This window comes from Candidatus Leptofilum sp. (assembly GCF_965223285.1).
Lineage (GTDB): Bacteria > Chloroflexota > Anaerolineae > Promineifilales > Promineifilaceae > Leptofilum.
This window is the reverse complement of record NZ_OZ244997.1, coordinates 5995396-6019842: the sequence shown is the minus strand read 5'-3', so window position 1 is coordinate 6019842 and position 24447 is coordinate 5995396. Positions and strand designations below refer to the sequence as shown.

The 24447-nt window shown below is 51.8% G+C and carries 22 protein-coding genes and 2 tRNA genes; 15 read left to right on the top strand and 9 right to left on the bottom strand.

The features are described from left to right. Positions 1-31 precede the first annotated feature (31 nt). Entirely contained in the window at positions 32-1012 is a 981-nt protein-coding gene (locus ACOQPU_RS26905; protein WP_420642910.1) for an aldo/keto reductase, read from the top strand. Between the two features lie 67 nt (positions 1013-1079). On the opposite strand, the gene rny is transcribed toward ACOQPU_RS26905, so the two are convergent. From rny to recA, 3 genes are all read right to left on the bottom strand, one after another. Beyond that, complete coding sequence (rny, locus tag ACOQPU_RS26900) at positions 1080-2609, bottom strand: ribonuclease Y (RefSeq protein ID WP_420642909.1); 1530 nt, start codon at positions 2607-2609, stop codon at positions 1080-1082. A gap of 69 nt (positions 2610-2678) precedes the next feature. Then, the gene (locus tag ACOQPU_RS26895; RefSeq protein WP_420642908.1) at positions 2679-3308 is read right to left on the bottom strand and encodes a regulatory protein RecX; all 630 of its coding nucleotides are present in this window, start codon (positions 3306-3308) and stop codon (positions 2679-2681) included. 136 nt (positions 3309-3444) lie between these two features. Then, on the bottom strand, positions 3445-4461 hold the full coding sequence (gene recA, locus ACOQPU_RS26890; protein ID WP_420642907.1) for a recombinase RecA: 1017 nt from the start codon (positions 4459-4461) through the stop codon (positions 3445-3447). 124 nt (positions 4462-4585) lie between these two features. On the opposite strand from recA, the gene ACOQPU_RS26885 reads away from it, so the two are divergent. The 3 genes from ACOQPU_RS26885 to ACOQPU_RS26875 all read left to right on the top strand — a co-directional run bounded on the left by ACOQPU_RS26885 (position 4586) and on the right by ACOQPU_RS26875 (position 7026). After that, positions 4586-5512, top strand: a complete 927-nt coding sequence (locus tag ACOQPU_RS26885) for a GNAT family N-acetyltransferase (protein ID WP_420642906.1) — start codon at positions 4586-4588, stop codon at positions 5510-5512. After that, positions 5513-6619, top strand: a complete 1107-nt coding sequence (locus tag ACOQPU_RS26880) for a hypothetical protein (protein WP_420642905.1) — start codon at positions 5513-5515, stop codon at positions 6617-6619. 116 nt (positions 6620-6735) lie between these two features. Continuing rightward, positions 6736-7026 carry a 4a-hydroxytetrahydrobiopterin dehydratase gene (locus ACOQPU_RS26875; RefSeq protein WP_420642904.1) on the top strand — a complete coding sequence of 97 codons (291 nt, stop codon included), beginning with the start codon at positions 6736-6738 and terminating at the stop codon, positions 7024-7026. A gap of 75 nt (positions 7027-7101) precedes the next feature. Here ACOQPU_RS26875 and ACOQPU_RS26870 read toward each other — a convergent pair. Together ACOQPU_RS26870 and ACOQPU_RS26865 are read right to left on the bottom strand one after the other, a co-directional pair. Continuing rightward, positions 7102-7173: transfer RNA gene (locus tag ACOQPU_RS26870), tRNA-Met, on the bottom strand. 83 nt (positions 7174-7256) lie between these two features. Continuing rightward, complete coding sequence (locus ACOQPU_RS26865) at positions 7257-7838, bottom strand: helix-hairpin-helix domain-containing protein (RefSeq protein WP_420642903.1); 582 nt, start codon at positions 7836-7838, stop codon at positions 7257-7259. Between the two features lie 104 nt (positions 7839-7942). Between ACOQPU_RS26865 and ACOQPU_RS26860 the strand changes: the two genes are divergently transcribed. Then, a complete protein-coding gene (locus ACOQPU_RS26860) occupies positions 7943-8464 on the top strand; it encodes a gamma carbonic anhydrase family protein (RefSeq protein ID WP_420642902.1) in 522 nt (173 codons plus the stop codon). Here ACOQPU_RS26860 and hutH read toward each other — a convergent pair. Next, the gene (gene hutH / locus ACOQPU_RS26855; RefSeq protein WP_420642901.1) at positions 8454-10004 is read right to left on the bottom strand and encodes a histidine ammonia-lyase; all 1551 of its coding nucleotides are present in this window, start codon (positions 10002-10004) and stop codon (positions 8454-8456) included. The genes ACOQPU_RS26860 and hutH overlap by 11 nt on opposite strands. Before the next feature lie 160 nt (positions 10005-10164). Here hutH and ACOQPU_RS26850 point away from each other — a divergent pair, with 160 nt between their 5' ends. The 9 genes from ACOQPU_RS26850 (at position 10165) to prmC (ending at position 22544) form a co-directional block, all read left to right on the top strand. Further along, on the top strand, positions 10165-10890 hold the full coding sequence (locus ACOQPU_RS26850; RefSeq protein ID WP_420642900.1) for a GntR family transcriptional regulator: 726 nt from the start codon (positions 10165-10167) through the stop codon (positions 10888-10890). Positions 10891-10996: 106 nt separating this feature from the next. Further along, positions 10997-12646 carry a urocanate hydratase gene (gene hutU, locus ACOQPU_RS26845; RefSeq protein WP_420642899.1) on the top strand — a complete coding sequence of 550 codons (1650 nt, stop codon included), beginning with the start codon at positions 10997-10999 and terminating at the stop codon, positions 12644-12646. A gap of 128 nt (positions 12647-12774) precedes the next feature. Continuing rightward, on the top strand, positions 12775-14064 hold the full coding sequence (gene hutI / locus ACOQPU_RS26840; protein WP_420642898.1) for an imidazolonepropionase: 1290 nt from the start codon (positions 12775-12777) through the stop codon (positions 14062-14064). Between the two features lie 183 nt (positions 14065-14247). Beyond that, the gene (locus ACOQPU_RS26835; RefSeq protein WP_420642897.1) at positions 14248-16803 is read left to right on the top strand and encodes a condensation domain-containing protein; all 2556 of its coding nucleotides are present in this window, start codon (positions 14248-14250) and stop codon (positions 16801-16803) included. Then, complete coding sequence (locus tag ACOQPU_RS26830; RefSeq protein WP_420642896.1) at positions 16794-17051, top strand: acyl carrier protein; 258 nt, start codon at positions 16794-16796, stop codon at positions 17049-17051. Before ACOQPU_RS26835 ends, ACOQPU_RS26830 begins: the two co-directional genes overlap by 10 nt. 12 nt (positions 17052-17063) lie before the next feature. After that, on the top strand, positions 17064-18581 hold the full coding sequence (locus tag ACOQPU_RS26825; RefSeq protein ID WP_420642895.1) for a class I adenylate-forming enzyme family protein: 1518 nt from the start codon (positions 17064-17066) through the stop codon (positions 18579-18581). Next, positions 18582-20600 carry an asparagine synthase (glutamine-hydrolyzing) gene (gene asnB / locus ACOQPU_RS26820; RefSeq protein WP_420642894.1) on the top strand — a complete coding sequence of 673 codons (2019 nt, stop codon included), beginning with the start codon at positions 18582-18584 and terminating at the stop codon, positions 20598-20600. Next, positions 20597-21586, top strand: coding sequence for an NAD(+) synthase (gene nadE, locus ACOQPU_RS26815; RefSeq protein WP_420642893.1), 990 nt, complete (start codon positions 20597-20599; stop codon positions 21584-21586). The genes asnB and nadE overlap by 4 nt, the downstream gene beginning before the upstream one ends. Before the next feature lie 85 nt (positions 21587-21671). Next, on the top strand, positions 21672-22544 hold the full coding sequence (gene prmC, locus ACOQPU_RS26810; protein ID WP_420642892.1) for a peptide chain release factor N(5)-glutamine methyltransferase: 873 nt from the start codon (positions 21672-21674) through the stop codon (positions 22542-22544). A gap of 48 nt (positions 22545-22592) precedes the next feature. On the opposite strand, the gene ACOQPU_RS26805 is transcribed toward prmC, so the two are convergent. Next, a tRNA-Gly gene (locus ACOQPU_RS26805) sits at positions 22593-22663 on the bottom strand. A gap of 268 nt (positions 22664-22931) precedes the next feature. Here ACOQPU_RS26805 and ACOQPU_RS26800 point away from each other — a divergent pair. After that, positions 22932-23615, top strand: coding sequence for a response regulator transcription factor (locus tag ACOQPU_RS26800; protein ID WP_420642891.1), 684 nt, complete (start codon positions 22932-22934; stop codon positions 23613-23615). A gap of 179 nt (positions 23616-23794) precedes the next feature. On the opposite strand, the gene rpsT is transcribed toward ACOQPU_RS26800, so the two are convergent. Both rpsT and ACOQPU_RS26790 read right to left on the bottom strand, forming a co-directional pair. Then, complete coding sequence (gene rpsT, locus ACOQPU_RS26795) at positions 23795-24067, bottom strand: 30S ribosomal protein S20 (protein ID WP_420642890.1); 273 nt, start codon at positions 24065-24067, stop codon at positions 23795-23797. A gap of 144 nt (positions 24068-24211) precedes the next feature. Next, entirely contained in the window at positions 24212-24445 is a 234-nt protein-coding gene (locus ACOQPU_RS26790; RefSeq protein WP_420642889.1) for a hypothetical protein, read from the bottom strand. Positions 24446-24447: the final 2 nt, after the last annotated feature.

Genomic DNA, 24447 nt, shown 5'->3' with positions numbered 1-24447 from the left:
TTCAGCATCATAAGTGCGAAAGGAGTTAGCAATGGAATATGTGAATTTAGGCAAGACTGGCCTAAAAGTTTCCCGCATCTGCCTGGGAATGATGAGTTATGGCACCCCGACATGGCGTGATTGGGTGTTGGATGAGACGGCCGCACGGCCGTTTATCCAGCGAGCAGTTGAATTAGGCATCAATTTCTTTGATACGGCCGATATGTATTCGCTCGGCGTCAGTGAAGAAGTCACCGGTAAACTGCTCAAAGAGTTTGCTAGCCGCCAGGAGATTGTGCTGGCGACCAAAGTTTACTTCCCCATCGACAAAGGCCCCAACGGCGGTGGCCTCTCCCGCAAACATATCATGGAAGGGATTGACAATTCGCTCCGCCGCCTGGGTACAGACTATGTTGATCTATACCAGATTCACCGTTGGGATTACAACACCCCCATTGAAGAAACAATGGAAGCCTTGCACGATGTCGTCAAAGCGGGCAAGGCACTTTACATTGGGGCGTCTAGCATGTTTGCCTGGCAATTTGCCAAGGCGCAGCACACGGCCGATTCACATGGCTGGACGCGCTTTTCGGCCATGCAAAACCACATGAATGCCGTCTACCGCGAAGAAGAAAGAGAGATGCTGCCGTTTTGCCAAGATCAAGGCGTAGGGGTGATTCCCTGGAGCCCATTGGCAAGAGGTTTTTTGGCTGGCAATCGTAAACGTAAAGAGGGCGATCCCACAGCCAGAGCCAAAAGCGATGGTTTTGCCAAAGATATGTATTATCAGCCAGAGGATTCTGACGTGGTAGATGCCATTGTGAGCATTGCTGAGGAAAGAGGGTATTCTCCTGCTCAAATTGCGTTGGCCTGGTTGCTGCATAAGCCCGGTGTCACATCACCTATCATTGGGGCAACAAAAATGTACCAGTTGGAAGAGGCAGTTGCTGCTGTAGACATTCGGTTGAGTGAGGAAGAAATTCAGCAAATCGAGATACCCTATAAACCCCACCGAATCCTTGGTCACCAATAAACAAATTGGCAAGAAAAAAGGTCGCTGAAAAGCGACCCTTTTGTTTCTCGTTGGACGGTTTGCCCAGCTACTTGGCAAAGCCCACGGCGCGGGTTTCACGGATGACCGTGACCTGGATTTGGCCGGGGTATTGCATACTTTCTTCAATCGTCTTGGCAATGTTTTTGGAGAGACGCATCGCTTCCAAATCGTCAATTTTATCTGGCTTAACGAGGATGCGAATTTCACGGCCCGCTTGTAGCGCGTAGGCACTTTCTACCCCTTGGAAGGTGGTAGCGATTTCTTCTAGCGTGCGTACCCGCTTAATGTAATTTTCCAGGCTTTCGCGGCGAGCACCAGGACGTGCCCCTGAAATGGCGTCGGCTGCTTCAACGATGATCGCTTCCACACTTTCAGGTTCTACTTCGTGATGGTGGGCAGCAATGGCGTTAATAACCAGTGGCGGCACCTTGAACCGCTTGCAGAATTCGGCTCCCAGCATAGCGTGCGTACCTTCCTGGTCATGGTCCATTGCCTTACCGATGTCGTGGAGCAGGGCACCCATTTTGGCAATGTCGATGTTGGCGTTGAGTTCGGCTGCCAAAACGGCCGCAATTTTCGACGCTTCCACAGAATGATAGAGCTGATTTTGCCCAAATGAGGTGCGGTATTTGAGTCGCCCCAGCATTTTAATGACTTGCGGGTGTAGGCCATGCACGTTGGCTTCATAAGCGGCTTGCTCGCCTGCCTCTTTCATATCTTGCTCTACATCTTTGCTGGCATCTTTGATCAATTTTTCGATGCGGGCAGGGTGGATACGGCCGTCTGTAATTAATTTCTCCAGGGCTCGGCGCGCAGCTTCGCGGCGAACGGGGTCGAAGCTGGAAACGGAAACCGCTTCCGGCGTATCATCTACCACAATATCAACTCCGGCTGCTTGCTCAAAGGCCCGAATATTACGGCCGTTTCGCCCAATAATGCGCCCCTTCATCTCCTCGTTGGGCAGCTGCACCACAGAAACTGTCTGCTCTGCCACCTGGTCGCTGGCAATACGCTGGATGGCCATAACAACCAGCTCGCGCGCCTTTTGATTAGCACTTTCTTTGGCCTCATCTTCAATTTCACGCATGATGCGAGCCATATCCTGACGGGACTCTTTTTCTACATCGTCCAGCAAAAGCTGTTTGGCTTCATCACTTGTGAGCGCAGCAATCTGCTCAAGCTGCTCGCGACGTTCTTGCTCAATGGTTTCTAGCCGATTTTGTCGTTTGTCCAGGCGACTTTGCCGCTTGTTCAAAACTGCTTCGCGGTGCTCCATCTTCTTTGCTTGCTTATCCAGATTTTCACTGCGCCGGTCTACGCGTTCTTCGGCGCGAGCCAAATCCTGGTAACGGCGTTCAATCGTCTTTTCAGCTTCAGACCGAATTTGTTGCGCTTCTTTGCGCGAGGTATCTAATATTTCGGTTGTTTCTTTTTCTGTTAGGGCACGTCTCTCGTCTAGTTCCCGCTCAACAGCGGCAACTTTCTCCTCTACCTGCGGCCGTATAAAAAAGTAAACCACAGCGGCACCCACAATGATGCCAATTACCGCACCCAGCAGAATCCATGTTGCTGGCATAGTTGATCTCCTTTTTGGGTGAAAGTCAATGGTGCAGAAACGTTGCGGCCGTTTCTGCCGCTTCCACAATTACGCTTCGTCAGCATGATATTCCTGCCAAAGCGCATCAGTTATTTCTCTCACAATATCGTAGCCAAAGCCGCGTCGCTGTAAGAAGCCACCCACCTTTTGCCGAAACTGCTGCTCTGGCAGCGTGTGCCAGCGGCGGGCTTTTGGTTCGGCAGCTTGTCTGGCAGCTGCGAATTCATCTACTTCAGCAATAGCTTCATCGATGAGGCTACGGTCAATTCCCTTTTGGCGCAGCTCTTGCTGAAGGGCAATTTTGCTGCGCGGCTTAAATGTTTCCCGCTGTTCTACCCAGTAGCGGGCAAAAGCGGCATCATTCAACAGTTCAACCGCTTCTAGTCGTTCCAGAACTTGTGCAACAACTGGTTCTGGATACTCTTTTTTGATTAGATGGCGGCGCGTTTCGGCCATGCTGCGGGGGCGATATTCAATATACCGGATGGCTACATCTTTGGCTTTTTCTACCTGGTCAGCACCCTGTAGCTTGTCAATTTCACTGGAAGATAACGTTTGGCCAATGCGTAGGTAAGCGGCCGTAATCTCTGCCAGACCAAAAGCGAAGGCCCCATCAATGAACACATTGATGCGGTTGGGATTTCGTTTTTGTCGTGTTAATGCCGTAATCTTACCCATAGCCAACGAAAACCAGGGAGTTGCCGAAATTGCCAGTCAACCACAGAAAAACCATACTTCGATTCAAGATATTTTCTGTGATTTGCAACTATTCAATTAAAATAAACTTGGAAACAGACAAAACCAACCGTCGAGGTTAACTTTCAGACAGTGGTTCCATGAGAGGCAAGCCGGCCTTCTGACGAATGAGCATCTCTAATTCAGCATAAATTTCTGGGTTTTCCTGCAAAAACTGTTTAGAGTTTTCGCGTCCTTGCCCTAGCAGCGTTTCTCCATAACGGAAGAACGCACCGCGCTTGGTGAGGACCTCATACTCCACACCCAGATCAACAATACAGCCAGTTTTAGAAATACCTTCATTGTACATAATGTCAAATTCAGCATCGGTAAACGGAGGTGCAACCTTGTTCTTCTTAATTTTCACTCTGGTACGGTTTCCCACAACATCAGAACCAACTTTGATAGCCTGAATGCGGCGAATATCAATGCGAACTGATGCATAAAACTTCAGTGCATTGCCTCCGCTAGTGGTTTCCGGGCTACCAAACATGACGCCGATTTTTGAGCGAAGCTGATTTGTAAAAATAACAACGGTATTTGTTTGCTTAATAACGCCAGACAATTTACGCAATGCTTGCGACATTAAGCGCGCTTGCAACCCTACGTGTGCATCCCCCATCTCGCCTTCAATTTCGGCTCGGGGAACCAATGCTGCTACAGAATCCACCACAACCACATCCATGGTGCCAGAGCGAATGAGTGCTTCTGCAATTTCTAATGCTTGCTCACCGGTATCTGGCTGCGAGACATACAAATTGTCCACATCGACACCACAACGTTCAGCGTAGACGGGGTCTAGCGCATGTTCCATGTCGATAAAGGCACATATCCCCCCGCGCTGCTGCGCCTCTGCGATGATATGTTGACAAACTGTTGTCTTACCAGATGATTCTGGCCCATAGATTTCGATGACGCGGCCACGCGGCACGCCGCCAACGCCCAATGCAATATCCAAGGCAAGGGCACCGGTAGGAATTGTTTCTACCTGCAGGTGTCGGGCCTCGCCTAAACGCATAATGGCACCTTCGCCAAATCGTTTGGTTAGGCTTGCTATTGTGGTTTCAAGGGTTCTGTCTTTTGGCTTACTGCCCATGTGTTTCCTAAGTTTTTTCTGCTGAACTCGCCCCAAATATGACAACGGTACAAAATGAAAAGAGGATAATATGGAATAAGTTCAGCTTATCAGAAAAAATGATTATGTAGTGTACAATAGCGTTATGGAATTAGCAAACCTTTGGTTGCCTGACCAAGCGCGTATTGAAGGCATACGACAAGCTAAAAAAAGTGATGCTGAGGCGGTTTTGCACTTGTTGAAAACGGCCGTTTACACCCACCTCCATGTTGATTGGTATTTACCTGGCGACTGGATTGGCTCGCCAGGTTTTTTGGTGCTGCCCAAACAAGCAACCAAACAAAATAGCCTGGCGGCGAAGCTGTTTCAGACAGGGTCTGACATTGATGCTTGCCTCATTGCCACGCCAGACCCATTGCCAGCCGCTTGGGTGCGTACGGTCGCCATCCATAAAGCAACGAATGCCAAAGAAACCTTAGCCAACCTGTTGCTCAACGTGCTGCCTGTATTGCGTCAGCAAGGCGTTACGCAGCTAGCCTGGCTGCCGGTTGAAACGTGGCCCTCTGAATGGCTGCCTGAGTGGGGCTTTTGTCGTGGTAGCGAGATAGAAACTTACATAAAGGAAGATCGTGAATTGCCTGCACTGCCAAATGTGCCAGGATTGACCATACGGCAGGTGCAGTCAACTGATTACGATGCTTTGGCGGCGTTGGAGGCTGTGTCATTTGCACCAATTTGGCGGCAAAGTGCCAGAGCATTGGCCGTGGCTCGTTCACAATCGCTAAGTTTCGATGTGGCTCTGCTGGATGGTGACGTTGTTGGCTATCAGCTTAGTGCCAGGGCTGAAGCGGGTGCCCATCTGGTTCGGCTGACGGTTCATCCCAAAAAGCAAGGGTTGGGGATTGGAACAGCATTATTGAGACACGCTTTTACTTATTATTACCGCCGTGGTTTGTATACGGTTTCGCTTAATACGCAGATTGAAAATGGCAATTCACAGAAGCTATATCAACGTTTTGGCTTTGAGCCAACGCAGCAGCGGTTGCCCATTTGGGTTTTGGATATTGCATAGATGGTGTCTGATGAACTGAAATTGCGCCGTCCGGTTTGGCTAGTCATCTTGTTTATGGTGGCAATTGGCATGGGCTTGGGCATGGTGGGCGGGCTTGTTGAGCGAACGGCCGTTACTGTCATTGTCACGGCCGTTATGCTTGCCATCTTTGGTGCCTATGAACGTGTGCTCAAGCACAACTACGTTTTGATGAGCGGATTGTTGGCCGGCGGGTTTATTGGTTTGATTGTGGGCGGATTTGGCTATTGGCTAGGCGGTAACGTAACCAATTTGCTCGACGGCACGCTGTTTGGCTTACTACGGGGCATCATCGTTGGGGCGGTTGTGGGGGGCATCACCCGGGCGCAGTCAGATGAGGGAGATTCCTGGCGCACGAACATTTTTTTACTCATGGGGTCCTTGTTGATTGGGGCAATTTTGGGTGCCAGCGTGGGGCTGATTTCTGGCTTTGTCCTGGGCTTGGTTCGCTGGCACGATTGGGGAGCTTGGGTGGTTATGCCGCTGGGTGCGATTGTGGCAGGGTATTTAGGCACTTACTTTCAGCGCAAAGAGCTCATTTTAGCCAGCGCGTTGCTCGGCGGTTTACTGACTTTGTTTAGCAGCTTTATGGGTGGCGCGGTGGCTGGCGTTGTGCTGGGAATGATTACTGGCGCTTTGGCACCGATGTTGCTCATGGCACTCATTGGTGCTGGGGGCGGCTTAACCAGCCGAGGTGTGAAGGCGATGCTTGTTGAAGCAGTTGAGGCCCCGGCCGAAATGTTGCAACAAGGCGCATTTCCCTTTTTGGCCCCGGCGGTGATTGTGGGCGTTATTGTGGGAACGGCCGCTTCTGGCGCGAGCGGGTTAATTGCCTTGCCGCTCTGCTTGGCTGTGTTAGGCATTTTGCTGGCGGTTTTTAGTGAGGTAGACGGCCGTATTGCCAGTAAACTCAATGCGCGTACCCTGGTAGAAATGGTCATTTTGGGGGCGGAGGATTTGCCAATTATGGCCGTACCCCAAAAATTAATGAGCGATAGCAAAGCGGCCGTGTTGGGCGCACTGTTCGGGCTAACCGTTGGCGGTATAAGCACTGCAATTGGAGCTTGGCTGATACAACAGCTTTTTTAGGATAGGACTTTCACATTCGCCCTAACCAGACTACAAAAGTCTGGGGTCAAATGATGTTGATTCCATAGAGAATAAGACTTTTGTAGTCTTCACTGCAAGGTCTTGTAGGAGAAAAAATGGCGCGAAGAAAATTGACTGATGAAGAAATACAAGATGCCTTATTAACCTTGCCCGGTTGGCAACTGCACGAAGGCAAATTGACCAAGCAGTTCAAATTTGCCTCCTTTGCTCAGGCGTTGGGCTGGATGGTTGCTGTTGGCATGGAAGCAGACAAAATGGATCATCATCCAGAGTGGACAAATGTATATAGCCGCGTCTCCGTTGCTCTAGTGACGCATGATTTAGGCAATGCAGTTAGCAGTTGGGATGTCGATTTAGCGAAGAAGATGGATGAACTCGCAAATTAGCGTGGAATTTACGCCGATTTAAGAACACCCGATAGGCACAAAAAAAGCACCCCAAATGGAATGCTTTTGAATTAGTAGCGGGGACAGGATTCGAACCTGCGACCTCCGGGTTATGAGCCCGACGAGCTGCCTCTGCTCTACCCCGCATCAATAGAGTCGGGATTATAGCAAGCTAGAAAACTTTGTCAAGAAAACTCGACATAAAATTGTATTGGGTTTTCTGCCAAAACCTAAGCGCGGCGTCCACCTTTGAGGTCATCCTGGAGTACCTCCAGTTTTTCCCATTCACCTGCAGCGGCAAGCTGCGCCTGTTCCGGCCAGGTGTCCGGGAAGGCAACGCGGATACCTGCATCTTCTCGCACAATCTTTTCTAGATGCTCAACGGTTGCCGCAGCGAGACCGACAAAGGTAAAAATACCTGCTTCATGCAAAACGCCTTCGATTTTTGGCCCGATGCCTTCGATTTTCTTGAGGTCATCTGGTTCGATGAGTTCAACTTCAACTGCGGGAACGGCCGCACTTTTGGCTGCTAACATAGGTGCTAGTTCTTCTGTTGGAGCTGGAGATTCGGTAATCGTCGTTTCTTCATGATGAACATCGCCGCCATGTGGCTCACTGTGCAGTGCTGGTGAATGATGATCATCTGCTTCTGCCTCAGCTGCTGGGCCTTGCGGGATGTTGTTGCGATTTAGCCCCCAAACAAACAGCAGCAGCAAAATAACGCCAATTACAATCGGCACCCAGGCTGGAACGCCAACGGGATCGGTTCCGGCTTCCTGCAAAAAGATTGTTGCCAATAGCAAATAATTCATGAGCTTCCTTCTTCCCTATAGTCAACGGTAAAATCAATGTCGAATGTTACCTGAGGAAACAAGCCAAAACAAGTAAAATTTTTCTATCGACAATTGGAGTAACTATGATTATTGAATTCAAGGGGGTGCGTCCCCAAATTCATCCGACTGCTTACATTGCCCCCAATGTCACCATCATTGGCGATGTGGTGATTGAAGCGGAAGCCAGCATCTGGTTTGGGGCGGTCATTCGAGGCGATAGCGGCCGTATTACGATTGGCTCGCGGACTAGCGTGCAGGACAATGTGGTAATTCATGTAAACGGCCGTCACCATACTATCATCGAGGAAGATGTGACAATTGGGCATGGGGCAGTGCTGGAAGGATGCCACCTGCACCAAGGCGTGTTGGTAGGGATGAACGCCACCGTGTTAAGCGGTGTTGTGGTTGAAGCCGGCTCTTTAGTGGCCGCAGGATCAGTTGTTGGTGAAAATCGGCACATTCCGCCCCATGTTTTAGTGGCTGGGGTACCCGCCGTTGTAAAACGTGAATTGGATGAAGCCGCGCGGTTGCGGTTGTTAGAAGCACCGAAGGATTACGTGAAATACGGCCGTTCCTACCAAACGGAGGCCAGGATTATCCATTAACAACGGCTTCCACAGCCCGCTTAATGTCCCCTTCATGAACCAGATGGCGTACTTTTTCGATTAGGGGTGCCATATAATAATCTTCGTCCAAAAAAGGCACGTTGCGGCGAATAAGTTCATAGGCTGCGTTGGTGCCAATGCCCAACGAACCCTCGCCATAGCTGCGCCGGAAATCAACACCTTGGGCCGCAGCAAGCAGCTCAATGGCAACCACGGTCTCTGTGTGGGTCATGATCATCTCGGCCTGGCGAACGGCCGTTGCCCCCATGCTCACATGATCTTCAATATTGGCACTGCTGGGAATGGTGTCGGCACTGGCCGGATGTGCCAGCACCTTGTTTTCTGAAGCCAACGCCGCTGCCGAGTAGTGGGCAATCATGAAGCCACTTTCCAGCCCGCCATGCTCCGTTAAAAACATCGGCAGCACGCCCCCGTTACTGTTGGCATCTACCAGTTGGGCAATGCGCCGCTCACTCATGTTGCCAATTTCCGTTAATGCCAGCTTCAGGTAATCCATGGCCAAGGCAATAGGCTCCCCATGAAAATTGCCTGCCGAAACCACCTCAATCTGTGTCTCATCCACCTCATCTACAAAAATAAGCGGATTATCATTGACCGAATTTAGCTCAATTTCCAGCACCCATTGGGCATAGGCCACCGAATCGCGCACGGCACCGTGAACCTGCGGCACGCAGCGTAGCGTGTAGGGGTCTTGCACATTTTTAGAGCTTTTGGGGCGCAAAAGCTGGCTCCCGGCCAAAACCTGGCGCAAAAAAGTGGCACATTCAATTTGTCTGGGATGCGGCCGTAGTTGGTGAACGCGATCATCATAGGCGCGGTCGGTGCCGCGCAGAGCTTCTAAGGTGAGGGCAGCGGCAATATCGGCCGTAAGGGCCAAATTGATGGCTCGGCGCACCACCAATGCCCCCAGACCAACCATAAAGGCCGTGCCGTTGAGAAGTGCCAACCCCTCTTTTGCTTCTAGCACAAGTGGTTCCAGGCGGGCGGCAGCCATCGCTTCACCGCCTAGCATCAAAGCCCCATTGTAAAACGCTTCCCCTTCGCCAATGAGGGGCAAGGTTAGGTGGGCCAATGGTGCTAAATCGCCGCTGGCCCCCAGCGAGCCCTGGGCTGGCACGCGCGGGTGAATGCCAGCGTTGAGCATGTCTAGCAGTCGCTGGATGACAATGGGGCGAACACCAGAGTAGCCTTGGGCGAGCGTGTTGGCGCGGGCCAGCAGCATAGCCCGCACCTGTTCCTCTGGCAGGGCAGGGCCAGTGCCAGCCGCGTGGGAGCGCACCAAATTGAGCTGAAGCTGTAAACTTTCATCGGCACTGATGAATTTGTCTTTGAAACGGCCGAATCCGGTGGTAATGCCATACGCAATATGCCCCTCGCGCACCAGTTTTTCTACTGCCTTACGTGAGCGATTGACAGCAGGGAGGACGGCCGTATCCAATTCCACCTGCCGCCCCCGGCGGGCCACGTCCACCACGTCATCAATTTTTAACTCTCGTCCAGAAATAATTAGCGGTTCCATTTTATTTCCCAAAAGTTGGACACTGATGAACGCTGATTTTCACAGATTTTGATCAAAACCAGTGTCATCTGTGTGAATCAGTGTCTCAAACAAAGACCAAATAAATCATTGGTGCAATCATACAGTTGTACAGTTATATAGACAAGTGTACAATATCCGTATGTTGACCACCTCCCATTTGCCCAAATATTTTCAGGTTGCGGCCCAGCTGCGGCACAAAATCACCATTGGTGATTTTCGCCAAAATGACCAGCTGCCTACGGAAGGGCGGCTTATGCAAACGTTTGGTGTTAGCCGGGGCACAGTGCGCAAAGCACTGGCTGTTTTGCTCAATGAGGGATTGGTGGAGAGCCAGCAGGGGCTAGGGACGTTTGTGAAAACGGCCGTTCACACCACCAACCATTTCAGCCTCATGAGCTTTAACGAGGAGATGCACCGTCAGGGACGAACGCCAACAACCCAACTGCTGCAAAATGAACGGCTATTGGCAGATACAGCATTGGCAGCGCGGCTGGAAATTGACGTAGGCGAGCCGGTGCGCCACATTGAGCGGCTGCGGCTGGCCGATGGCGAACTGGTCGCGCACGAACATCGCTACTTTGCCGAATCCCTTTGCCCTGGTTTGGCCACCGATGATTTAGAGAACCAATCGATCCATTGGCTGCTAACGCAAAAGTTCCAGATTCCACTGGTGAAGGTGGTGCATGTGGTGGCGCGACGGCCGTTAACTCCAGAACAGGCGACATTGTTGGAAACGGCCGTAGACACAATTGCTTTCCAGGTAGACCGCCTCTCATACACCAGCCAAAACGAGCAAACCATTCCCGCTGTGCTGTTTCAGGCAGCTTACCGCGCCGATAACTTTTACCTGCACGCCAAAATCTGATACGAGGAACACAGAGTGACACGGAGGATGTGCAGAGATTCACAGAGAATTAACTAACTACTCTCTTTTTTTCTCTGTGCCCTCTGTGGCAAATTAAGGAGATACCATGACCCGCACCATTCATGCCCCACGCGGCACCCAGCTAACCTGCAAAAACTGGCTCATCGAAGCCCCATACCGCATGTTGCAAAACAACCTTGATCCGTTAGTGGCTGGCGATCCGGAAAACCTGATTGTGTACGGCGGTCGTGGCAAAGCGGCCCGCAACTGGCAGGCCTTCGACGCCATTCTGGCATCCTTGCGCCAGCTAGAGCCAGACGAAACCTTGCTGGTGCAAAGCGGCAAGCCCGTCGCCGTCTTTCGCACCCACACAGACGCGCCGCGTGTGCTTATCGCCAACTCCAACATCGTACCGCACTGGGCAACCCAGGCCAATTTTGACAAGTGGGAAAATGAAGGGTTGATGATGTATGGTCAAATGACGGCAGGAAGCTGGATTTATATCGGTACGCAGGGCATCTTGCAGGGGACGTTTGAAACATTTGCCGCCGCTGCCCACAAGGCTGGCTGGTCATCCCTTAAAGGCAAATGGGTACTCACCGCTGGGTTAGGCGAGATGGGCGGGGCGCAGCCGCTGGCGGTGACAATGAACGAGGGCGTTGGGCTCTTTGTAGAAGTGGATCAATGGCGGGCAGAGCGTCGCCTCAGCTTACGCCAAGTAGATGTAATTACCGACAATTTAGAAGAGGCGATGACTTGGGTGGAAGAGGCAGTCAAGCAAGAAATACCTAAGTCGATTTGCCTTGTGGCTAACGCGGCAGAAGTTTTGCCAGAACTTGTAACACGGGGCGTGGTGCCAGACATGGTTACAGACCAGACGTCGGCACACGATCCTTTGTATGGCTATATTCCAGCGGGGCTTTCTATGGAGGAAGCGGCCGTTTTGCGACAAAACGATCCCGATGAATACCAAAGACGCAGCATTGACTCGATGACCCAACACGTGCAGGCTATGCTCGATTGGCAAAAGCAAGGCAGCATTGTGTTTGATTACGGCAATAACATCCGGCAGCAAGCGTACAACAACGGGCTGGAGAATGCGTTTGATTATCCTGGCTTTGTACCGGCGTACATACGGCCGCTTTTCTGCGAAGGCAAAGGGCCATTCCGCTGGGTGGCTCTCTCTGGCGATCCCAACGACATCTACGCCACGGATGAAGCCATTTTGGAACTGTTTCCTGAAGACAAGCATCTAGCTCGCTGGATTAAGATGGCTCAGGAGCAGGTAGAATTTCAGGGCTTGCCCGCCCGTATTTGCTGGCTGGGCTACGGTGAGCGAGCCAAAGCAGGATTGAAGTTCAACGAACTGGTTGCCAGTGGCAAGGTGGGTGCTCCAATTGTGATTGGCCGGGACCATTTGGATTCTGGCTCGGTAGCCAGCCCCAACCGGGAGACCGAAGGCATGAAAGATGGTTCTGATGCGATTGCCGACTGGCCGATTTTGAATGCGCTGATCAACGCCATAAGTGGCGCAACCTGGGTAAGCTACCACCACGGCGGCGGGGTGGGCATTGGCTATAGCCTGCACGCTGGGCAAGCAATTGTGGCCGACGGCACGCCAGAAGCGGCCGCTCGCCTGGAACGCGTCCTGACGGTTGATCCTGGCATGGGCGTCGTGCGCCACGTGGACGCTGGCTATGAACGCGCCGTCGCAGTGGCCCGGGAGCGCGGCGTCAAAATCCCCATGCTGGATTAATTTTGTTTGTAACCTCTTTCGACTGTCATTCTGAATGAAGCGCAGCGAAATGAAGAATCCCATTCAACTTGCTAGGGATGCTTCACTCCGTTCAGCATGACAAATTCACAACTATCTTGGGTATTGTCATGATGATTAAAGCAGATTTACTCATTCACAGCGCAGCGCAAGTGGTGACGTGTGCCAGCATCATGCCAAAACGTGGCGAGGCAATGCAGGACGTGGGGATGATTGCGGATGGGGCGGTGGTTGTAAAGGACGGCCGTATCCTTAGCATTGGCCCCACAGAAAGCATCCGACAACAATACTCAGCCCCTCAAACAATTGATGCCAGCGGCAAAGTTATCTGCCCCGGCTTTGTAGACCCCCACACGCACGTGGTCTATGCCGGGGAGCGCATTGGCGAATTTGAGCAGCGCATTCGCGGGGCGACGTATCTGGAAATCATGGCGGCGGGCGGCGGCATCGTGAGCACCATGCGCGCCACGCGGCAGGCCTCAGTGGTTGAATTGGTGGAGGCCACGTTGCCTCGGCTGGCCCAAATGTTGCGCCTGGGAACCACCACGGTAGAAGTCAAAACGGGCTACGGCCTTGATTTGGATAGCGAGCTGAAGATGCTGCAAGCGATTGCCGCCCTCGATTTGGCCCAGCCAATTGATCTGGTGCCGACGTTTATGCCTGCTCATGCTGTCCCGCCCGAATTTAACGGCCGTTCCGATGCATATGTTGAGTGGGTCACGAATGAGATGATTCCGGCTGCTGCTGATTGGTATCGCAGCAGCCATTTTGCAGAGGCGGGTCGCCCCTTCTTTTGCGATGTCTTTTGCGAACAAAATGCGTTCGATTTGGCGCAATCCCGTCGGGTGCTGGAAGCTGGATTGGTGCACGGTTTGTTGCCCAAAATCCACGCCGATGAATTCACACCGCTGGGCGGGGTAGGGCTGGCGGTTGAGCTAGGTGCCACCTCTGTAGACCATCTGGATGTGACCACGCCGGAAGATGTGGCAAAGTTGGCAGATTCAGATGTGGTGGGGATTGTGCTGCCTGCGGTGAACTTTAATTTGGGTAGCCATGAGTTTGCCGATGCTCGCGCCTTGATTGATGCCGGGGCAGCGATTGCCCTGTCTACAGATATAAATCCTGGCTCTGCACCTTGCCCTTCGCAGCCCTTGGTGATGGCCATTGCCACCCGCTACCAGCAGTTGCTGCCCGCTGAGGCAATGAATGCAGCGACGATCAACGCCGCCTTTGGGGTAGGTCTAGCAGACACAGTTGGCTCGCTAGACCCAGGCAAGCAGGCCGATTTACTGCTGCTCAACTGTACTGATTATCGGCAGTTGGCCTACCAGTTTGGCGGCAATCTGGTGGACGGCGTGGTGAAAAACGGCCGTCTCCTACCACTCGTAACGAACATATGACATTGATCACCTCAAATCAATGACAAAGCTCACCTCATCTTAGGGTGTCATCATTTTTGTAAGCTTGCCAACCGTATGATTATGAAAACTGCATGACGGGACTTTTTTCCTATTCGATTCGTCGTGCTGTTTTGGGGGCAGCAATTCTTTTTTAAGGCCCCCAAAGTCGTTCATGGGGTTGAAATGCAAGCGGGTACAGCAGTAACGTCCGACACGATTGCGGAGTTCAATTTAACTGATTTACAGCGTCTTTACTGGATTGGCCACCAGCTACGGCCGTCTGCCACTCACTTCAATAACGCTTTTTCCTTCACGTTTCACACCTCGCTCTGTCCAGATCTGTTTGCCCAAGCGTTTGACGTCACTGTGTGTGAATATGACGCTTTGCGAACCGTCTTCATCAAAACGGATGAGCGTGTTCAGCAGCAAATATTGCCAGAACCACCAGCACAGCTACGTTTTGTAGATTTATCACAGGAGCCAGACCCGATTGCAGCGGCGAAACAGTGGCAAGGAGCGGAGGTGAAACGGCCGTTTACCCCCGAACATCGCCTCTACAACACCGCCTTGCTTAAATTGACCGAATCCCACTTTGTGTGGTTTCTCAACCAACATCACCTTATCACCGATGCCTCTTCGTTTTTCCTGATTGCCAGTGCCGTTTTGGCGCATTATGAGGCATTGCAACTGGGTACCCCACAGCCACTGGCCAAAAAGCCCACCTTTGCCCGGTATGCCGCCAGTTTGCAGCGACAGCAGCAAAGCAGCCGGGCGGCGGCCTCCCGTGCATTTTGGCAGGAGATGGTTGCCGAAAAACCAGAGCCACTGACTTTTTACGGCCGTTCTCACCACAAAATCACCCAAAACAGCAGTCGCTGGACGCAAAATTTGGGTAGCGAAACCACAGCCCAGCTCATCGCCGCCGCCGAGGCGGTTGATCTCGGTTCCGTCACGACGGAGTTTCGCCAATTTTGCCTGACGGCTGCGCTCTTTTTTGGCTTGCTGCACCAGCTGACCCGCCAAACCAAACTTGGTTTGGTCACAACGGTACACAATCGGGCGACGCAGGTGAATCGGCAAACGGTGGGCGTACTCATGGAGCTGTGCCCGGTGGTCGTCACCATTGACCAAAAGGAAACAATCCCCACGCTGATGCAAAAGGTAGCTGAGGTCATGAAGCCCCTGCTGCTGCATTATCGCTACGGTGCTAGCCAAACGGCCGTCGATATGGCCCTGGAGACGATGTTTACCTTTGTGCAACGGCCGTCTCTCACTTTTAATGGTCAGCCCGTGACCCATGAAATTGTTCACCACAATAGCAGCAGTGAATCTGTGGCACTGCACGTCCACCATCTGGAAGACGACAACAGCTACCAGCTATACCTCGATTTGCATGAGGATGTTTTCAGTGAGGCACAAATGACGCATGCCCAACGCAGTTTACAGGCATTGATCAGTGCCGCACTGAGCAATCCGCAGCAGACGATCAGCCAGTTGGCCTTGCCGTGGCCGGAGGAGGAAGAAGTGGGGCTGAGCACGGCCGTTCAGCCCCAATTTGTTCCTCCATCCACGCTCACCGAAGGCGTTTTGCAACATATTTGGCAAGAATTACTTGCCCGCTCGCCCATTGGCGTTGAGGATGACTTTTTTGCGCTTGGCGGTGGCTCTTGGCAAGCAATGGCTTTTTTGAGCCGTTTAGAAGCGGAAACGGGCCATTATTTACCCCTTTCTACGCTGATTTCTCATCGCACCATTGCCCAGTTGGCTCAACAAATTGACAAGGCGGCACACGCCGAAGCAGTTTTTCAGATTCAGACCGGCGACCCGGCACTGACGCCACTTTTCTTGGTGCCGGGGGCAGCGGGCAATACGCTGGCCATGCAGCGACTGGCGCAAAATTTGTCGCCGCAACAGCCCGTTTACACTTTTGAGATGCCTTCGTTGGATGTAGACAATCTCCCAGCCGCAAACGTGCCAGAGCTGGCTCAATATTATTTGCAGGCGATTCAGTCTGTGCAGTCAGAGGGGCCATACCATTTAGCTGGCTATTCAGCCGGGGGCATTTTGGCTTACGAGGTAGCCCAGCAGCTTCAGCAGCAGGGGCAGGCAGTGGATACCCTGGCGATTATTGACATGCCTGCACCGAACCCAGCCTGGGCATACTGGTGGCAGCTTTGCCATTTTTTGGCCAAGCCGATGCATGTATCTGCGGATCGTGAAGAGGCGATCTATTTGTTTGGGCGAGATTGTTGGAGCCGGGCAACGTTTTTTAGCGTGCTGGGCTTGCGAATGTGGTTGAAGCGATACGGCCGTCGTGCCCTGCGATTTTGGCAGATGCCCAGACAGCAAAAGTGGGAACGTCTGCAAAACAAGCTAAACCGTCGGGCGGCAAACCATGAGTCAGCAACTGCCAACGCCATTTTGCAGGATATGGACCCATCCAGCCTGACTGAGCCTCGCGCTCGTACCCTGTTCTACCTGTACGACAGAGCGGTGCGCGCTTATTTACCCAAGCCATACGCTGGATCGGTGCTGTTGCTGCGCTGCCTGTTGGGATACGGCCGTAAAGAAATTCGCTCCCCTTATCCAGATTACGGTTGGGGGAAGTTGGTTCATCAACTGGAAACCCAAGTCATTCAGGCCAACGGACATCTGGCACTCATGCAAATGCCAGCTGTGCACCAGGTCGGTCAAATTCTTCAAAAATCATTACAAAAGGAACGTATAACATGCCCGTGAAACAACAAATTAGAGATTTTATTGCGGAGAACTTTTTATTTAATCCTGATGGCTTCGACTTGTCTGACGACACCTCTTTTTTAGATGAAGGGGTGGTGGATTCTACCGGCACGCTGGAACTGGTGATGTTTGTTGAAGAGACATTTGGCATCGCCGTTGGTGACAATGAAATCGAGCCAGAGAACTTTGATTCTGTCAATAAATTAGCCGGGTACATTGCGCGCAAAAGTGAGCTGGTAGCTTCCTAAAACGGTAAACCTATGAAGTTAGTAAACGCTTTTTTAGAAGAGAGTGCCGCCAAAACGCCAGAAAAAACGGCGTTGGTTTGCGGCGAACAGCGGCTCACCTACGCCCAAATTGAGGCGATGGCTAATCGGTTGGCTCAAGCGTTGGTAGCCAATGGGGTAGGGCGCGGCGACCGTATTTTGCTCTTTTTGCCAAATTCTGTGGAGATGGTGGTAGGTATTTTTGCCACACTCAAGGCAAACGCCGTGTTTGTGCCTGTCAATCACTCCACCAAGGCAGACAAACTCCACTTTATGGCTCAAGATTGCCGAGCAGCTGGGTTGATTACGTGGCAGCAGCAGGTAAAAACGGCCGTTACGCTTCAACAATCAATCCCTAGCCTGAAAACCGTTGTGATTGTGGGAGACAACGTGCCAGACGGATGCCACAACTTTGCCGAGATTCAAGAGACCTTTTTGGCAGAACGGCCGTGTTGCCAAACAATCGATCAAGATTTAGCCTGCCTCATTTACACCTCTGGCAGCACGGGCGAGCCAAAAGGCGTAATGTCGGCGCATAGCAACGTGGTCTTTGCGGCTTCCTCCATCATTCACTACCTGCAAAACCAGCCGGATGACATTGTGCTAAACGTGCTGCCGCTCTCTTTTGATTATGGTCTTTACCAATTATTGATGACCTTTAAATTTGGCGGCACGCTCGTTTTAGAGCGTTCATTTGCTTATCCGGCTCAGATTTTCAAGCGGATTGTGGCTGAGAAAGTGACTGGTTTTCCGCTGGTACCCACCATCGCCGCTATTTTGCTCCAGCTGGACTTAAGTTCATACGATTTTTCCAGTTTGCGCTACCTCACCAATACGGCCGCAGCCCTATCTCCCAGCCATATCACCGCCTTACAGGAGAAATTTCCACAAGCGACGCTATATTCTATGTACGGCCTGACGGAAACAAAGCGGACGCTCTATTTACCACCGGAGCAGCTTGCCATTCGGCCTGGCTCAGTGGGCATTCCCATTCCTGGCACTGAGGCGTGGGTGGAGGATGAGGCGGGCAACCGGCTTGGTCCCGACGAGATTGGTGAACTGGTCATTCGTGGCAGCCACGTGATGCGTGGCTACTGGGAACGACCTGAAGCAACCGCAGAACGTTTTCGACTTGGAGCAGTCCTCGGAGAACGGCTTTGTTACAGTGGCGATCTGTTTCGTGTAGACAGTGAAGGCTTCTTTTACTTTGTCGGACGAAAAGATGACATCATCAAGAGCCGGGGCGAAAAGGTAGCCCCCAAAGAGATTGAAAATGTGTTGAGCGGCTTGAGCGGGGTGGTGGAAACGGCCGTTATCGGCGTGCCTGATCCAGTTTTGGGCGAGGCCATCAAAGCGTTTGTGGTACAGAATGACGACACACTTACCGAGAGAGACGTGCTGCGACACTGCCGTCAACATTTGGAAGATTTCATGGTGCCGCAGCACATTGAATTCCGCAGCACGCTGCCAAAATCGGGCAACGGCAAGATTGCCAAGAAGGAGCTACAGTAGATGTGCGGTATTGTTGGTATTCATCCTTTGGGCTTGCCAGAGCCAGTTTGTGAAGAAACGCTGCGCGGCATGGTCGCCACGCTGCACCATCGCGGCCCAGATGAATCTGGTTTGTACTTGTTTAGGAATAGCAACAGCAGCGTTGGCCTGGGCCATGCGCGGTTGAGCATCATCGATCTGGGAGGAGGGCAGCAGCCGCTTTGCAACGAAGATGGCTCGCTCTGGATCAGCTTCAACGGCGAAATCTTCAACTACCGCGAGCTGCGAGCCGAGCTTGCAGCTGACCATCAATTTGCTACAGACAGCGACACAGAAGTGATTCTACACCTGTACGAAACCTACGGTGCTGCCTGTGTGGAATATCTAAACGGGCAATTTGCCTTTGCCATTTGGGATGAGTTGGAACATTCGTTGTTTATAGCGCGGGATCGGGTGGGGATTCGGCCGTTTTTCTACACCATCAGCCAAAATGAGCTTATTTTTGCGTCTGAGATGAAAGCAATCTTAGCTGCTCTGCCTCAGGCTCCTAAGCTGGACGTGAACACGCTGGACCAAATTTTCACTTATTGGAGTCCGCTGTCGCCGCACACCGTTTTTGAAGGCATTAAAACATTGCCGCCGGGCCATTTTATGATGGTGAAGCAAGGGCAAAGTGTTGTTGAACCTTATTGGCAGCCTGAATTCCCGGTAGGCAAAGGTGAGGGGGGGCACTCTTTGCCAGAGGCGGCGGCGCAGCTGCGCCACTTGCTCACAGAAGCCACACAGCTTCGGCTGCGGGCGGACGTACCGGTGGGTGCCTATTTAAGCGGCGGATTGGACTCATCGACCATCGCTGCGCTGCTTTACCACGATATTGGTCAGCGGTTGGAGACGTTTTCAATTGCCTTCACCGACACCGACTTTGATGAAAGCAGCTTCCAGCAGCAGGTGGCGGCTCATTTGGGAACGCAACATCACGTACTGACCTGCACCCATGCCGACGTGGGGCGCGCCTTCCCAGATGTGATTTGGCATACGGAAACCCCCATTTTGCGCACCTCGCCCGTGCCGCTGTTTTTGCTGTCGCAGCGGGTGGCACAGAGCGGCATTAAGGTTGTGTTAACCGGTGAGGGGGCTGATGAATTTTTGGGTGGCTACAACATTTTCAAGGAAGCACTTATTCGCCGCTTTTGGGCGCGTGAACCAAACTCTGAAATACGGCCGCTTCTCCTCAAAAAACTGTACAGCTATGTCTCAAACTTAGACAATCCAGCCTATTTGGCTAAATTCTTCAGCCACCGCCTGACAGACACCGCAGAACCGGGCTATTCTCATTTGCTACGCTGGCGGAATGGGGCGCGGCATAGACGGCTGTTTTCGCCAGAGGTGCAAGCGGCTGTTGGTGTAAAGAGTCAGTCACCGAATCTGCCGCTGCCCACTCATTTTAGTCGCTGGACGCCATTGGCCCAGGCGCAGTATTTAGAAATTAGCCTCTTGATGGCTGAATATTTACTCTCTTCCCAAGGGGATCGTATGGCGATGGCGCATAGCATCGAAGGACGCTTTCCCTTTCTGGATCATCGCGTAATTGAATTTAGCAACCAGCTACCGCCAGACTATAAGCTCCGTGGTTTGAACGAAAAGCATATCCTCAAGCAGGCTGTACGCGACTTGCTGCCAGCGGAAATTTGGCAGCGGCAGAAACGGCCGTATCGCGCCCCCATCCATCATAGCTTTTTCCCGGAGGGACGCCCGTTGGACTGGGTAGCCGAGATGCTTTCACCTCAAAAAGTAGCCGAAGTAAATATCTTTAATCCGCTGGCCGTGCAATCTTTGCAGAAAAAACAGGCTCGCATGGGTAGCCTAAGCGAAGTGGATGAAATGGCCTTGGCAGGCATCTTGTCTACCCAATTAGTTCATCACCACTTTGTATCCGGTTGGGGAACGGCCGTTTCCCATGATTTAGCCGCCCATCAAAAAGTCATCCGGCGTGGCCTCGCTAACCAGGAACAAACAGACCCTATTGGAGTTGTTGCATGATTACAAAAACAGCAGAGTTTCACCGAAATATTTTAGATTTAGACCCGGCGCAGGAAGTTGAGCGCATTGTAGAGCGTCTACATAACGATATTTTTCACGTACTCAAAAGAAAGGGTGGGGTGCTAGGCGTTAGTGGTGGTGTTGATTCGGCCGTGGTGCTGGCCTTGGCCGTGCGGGCGTTGGCCCCCAATCGTTTGGTGACCTTGCTGCTGCCTGAGAAGGAATCCAGCCCGGAGAGCTTGCTGCTGGGGCGTGAAGTGTGCCACCAATTTGGCGTGTCACCATTGGTTGAAGACATCTCAGAACCGCTCTATGGCTTTGGCAGCTATCGCCGTCGCGATACGGCCGTTAAAGAGATATTCCCCGAATACGACAGCAGCTACAGGCTCAAAATCACGCTGCCCACCGATCTGCTGGACAGTGACAAGCTAAACTTTTACCGCCTCACCATTGTGTCTCCTGAGGGGGAAGCGAGGAGTGAACGATTACGGCCGTCTCAGCTACGCCAAATAGTGGCTGCCACCAACTTTAAGCAGCGCAGTCGTGCCGCCATGCTTTACTATCATGCTGAACTGCGCGACTTTGCCGTCATTGGCACACCACAAAAAAATGAGCACGATCAGGGCTTTTTTGTGAAGTACGGTGATAGTGCGATGGACGTGCAGCCAATTGGGCATCTGTACAAAACGCAGGTGTACCAACTGGCCGAATACCTCGACATTCCTGAAGCCATTCGCACCCGCCCACCTACTTCCGACACTTACAGCGCGGCCAGCACCCAAGAGGAGTTTTTCTTCCGCCTGCCGTTTGAGCTGATGGATTTGATTTGGTATGGCCTCACTCATGACATTCCAGCCGATGTGGTGGCTCGTGAACTCGATTTGCAGCCTGAGCAGATCAATCGTGTTTATGCTGATTTGCAGCGCAAGCAACGGACGACGAACTATTTACGCACGCCGCCGCTAGGTTTGTTTGACGAACTGTAAAATTGATCAGCCACGGATTTCACAGATTGTCGCGGATTGTATTTCTGTCTATATGACTCTGTTCCGCGTTTGAAGGCAAATAATCATGTTTGAATTTATTCATCAACTCCACCAACGATTTACCGAGGCTGGATTGGCTGACCCGCTGCAGGAAACGCTGCATTTGTGTGATATTTTGTCTGGCGGGGCGTTGCGGGCATTAGACGGACGTTCCCCAGCTAACATTATGCCCCAGCTTAGCTTGGAAGAAATTGTGACTCAACGCCAACAGGGTATGCCGCTGGAGTACATTTTGCAGCAGACGATTTTTATGGGACGGCCGTTCACCTGCACCCCTGATACCCTCATCCCCCGTGCCGAAACAGAGCTGCTAGTGCAAACCGTGCTGAACCATGCGACAACGCTCAACCAGGAAACCCTCACTATTGTGGATGTTGGCACCGGCAGCGGCAACATTGCCGTATCTCTTGCATTGGAGCTACCCCACAGCCGCGTTTACGCCCTGGACATCAGCCCAGAAGCGACTGCTGCCGCCCAAACACATGTGGCGCAATATGCACTGCAAGAGCGCGTCACGGTCTGCTGTGGCGATCTGTTTGCCCCGCTGGCAAATCTTGGTTTAGAAAATCAGGTGGACATTGTGGTTTGCAATCCGCCCTACATTCCCTCTGGCTCGCTAGAAAAAATGTCAGCAGAGATTATTGATCATGAACCAATTGTTGCCTTAGACGCTGGGCCGTATGGCATTAACATTTTCCGGCGGTTGGTACGCGATACGCTCACGTTTTTACGACCAGATGGCCTGTTGGCGTTTGAATTTGGCGCAGGACAAGAGGTCATTGTACAGCGGCTATTGCAAAAAAGTGGTGGCTACACAAAGATGCAGCCCGTGGTGGATCATTTGAGAAGGCCGAGGGTGTTTGTGGCGCAAACGGCCGTTCCTGAATCCACTACCTAAAACGCAAAAGAGGCCACCTTACTGACCTCTTTTACTCAAAAATTATAAAGCGGGCACCGGGAATCGAACCCGGACTAAATGCTTGGGAAGCATTTGTGATACCGTTTCACCATGCCCGCCAATGAGCCGAAATTATAGTCTCGTGGCAATTAAGTGTCAAATTACGGAAACGGCCGTTTTTCCCTTGCGCACACTCATTTTCCGCTTATAATGACGTCTTCACGAATGTTAAAATTTTCTGTCAATTGAACATCAAGCTGCCGCAAACTATAGTAGTCGTTCAGCAGTAAATTTCTTTTTTTAGGGGCGATTCTCAAAAGTCAACCACCACATCCATTCGCTTATTTGTGGTGGCCACAAAGTAGATTGACTCGTAGAGGTATCTTTATGCAAAAGGCCGTTATCTTGTTAGTGGAGGGGAAGCGTGCCGGGCAAAATACGGCCGTGCCGGCCTTGGAAAAAGCTGGTCACACTATCAAATTGTGTCACACTGGGTCTGCTGCAATCAACACCCTTAAAACGTTTTCTCCCCACCTTGTCATTTTCAATGCAGCCAGTATGCGCACCAACGGCGTGCGCACGTGTCGGCGGCTAAAGAAAAACCATCATGAACTTCCCATTATTCATGTGCGCGCAGCTGGCGAGCCACAATATTCTGAGGCCGAGGCGGACGTGTATCTTGAGCAGCCATTCACTCCCCGAAAGTTGCTAAACCGCGTCAAAGATTTGCTGCCTATCGATCACGCTATTGAAGAGATTGTGAGATATGGGCATATTTCGCTTTACCTCTCCAAGAAATCAGTAGATGCGGGCAAAGGAGAAACCCGATTGACCCCGAAATTGGTACTCCTTTTGGAGCAATTTATGCGGCATCCGCATCGACTACTTACACGGCGTGCTCTGATGCAACATGTGTGGAACACAGACTATATTGGCGATACGCGTACCCTGGATGTGCACATTCGGTGGGTACGAGAGCAGATCGAACAAGACCCGGCCAAACCGCAATATCTTAAAACCATACGCGGGAAAGGCTATATCCTAACCATCTCCAACAGCCAGACAAAATAACAAGCACCTGTGTGGACATCACTCAGGCTCACAGAAATACGCGGACGAGTCTTGTCGCGTGCGGTAGATGGTTCCGCTGTCACATAAAGACAATTCGCACACATTTCAAAGATAAGCCAAAGCAAAAACGCCACCGGTTTGGGTGGCGTTCTCGTTTTAATTTGGTAGTGCGATTGAAATTAGCTTTCTTGACGAGCTTTTTCTAGAGCTGCCATCAGGCGGCCCTTACGGCGGGCGGCATTGCGCGGATGCAGTACCTTCTTCCTGGCTGCTTTGTCTAGCGTCTTGTATGCCATGTTAGCCGTTGCTTGCGCTTCGTCTAGCTTGCCATCAGCAATTTGCTGGCGGGCACGTTTAACGTAGGTACGTGCAGCTGAAATGTAAGTGCGGTTGTGCGCAGTACGCTTTTGCGTTTGCCGTATCCGTTTTTTCGCAGATTGAATGTTAGCCAAAGTAAAAACCTCCGTTGTGCGATTTTTGCACAAAATAGTTTTGCAATACGTGTGAAAGCAGTGTGATGTTTTTATGCTTTCACGAAAACTGTAGAGGCGTGAGAGCGGGAGAATGATAACATAAACAAGCAGGTTTGCAACTATTTATGGGCGGATTTTTTCGATTACGGCCGTATAGTCTACACCATCTTCTCGCGGCACAATTTTGGCAATCTGCCAGCCTGTTCCTGCCACAATGTCCGCCATTTCCTCTGGTGAAACCATCAAATATTCAAATAACCTGGGTAACTGAAAGTAGCCGGGCGTCCTGAACGCCGCGCAGCCTTCCTGATGAAAATCGTAAACCCCTTGCCCAAACGCGTCTTGTTCCGGCTTCATAG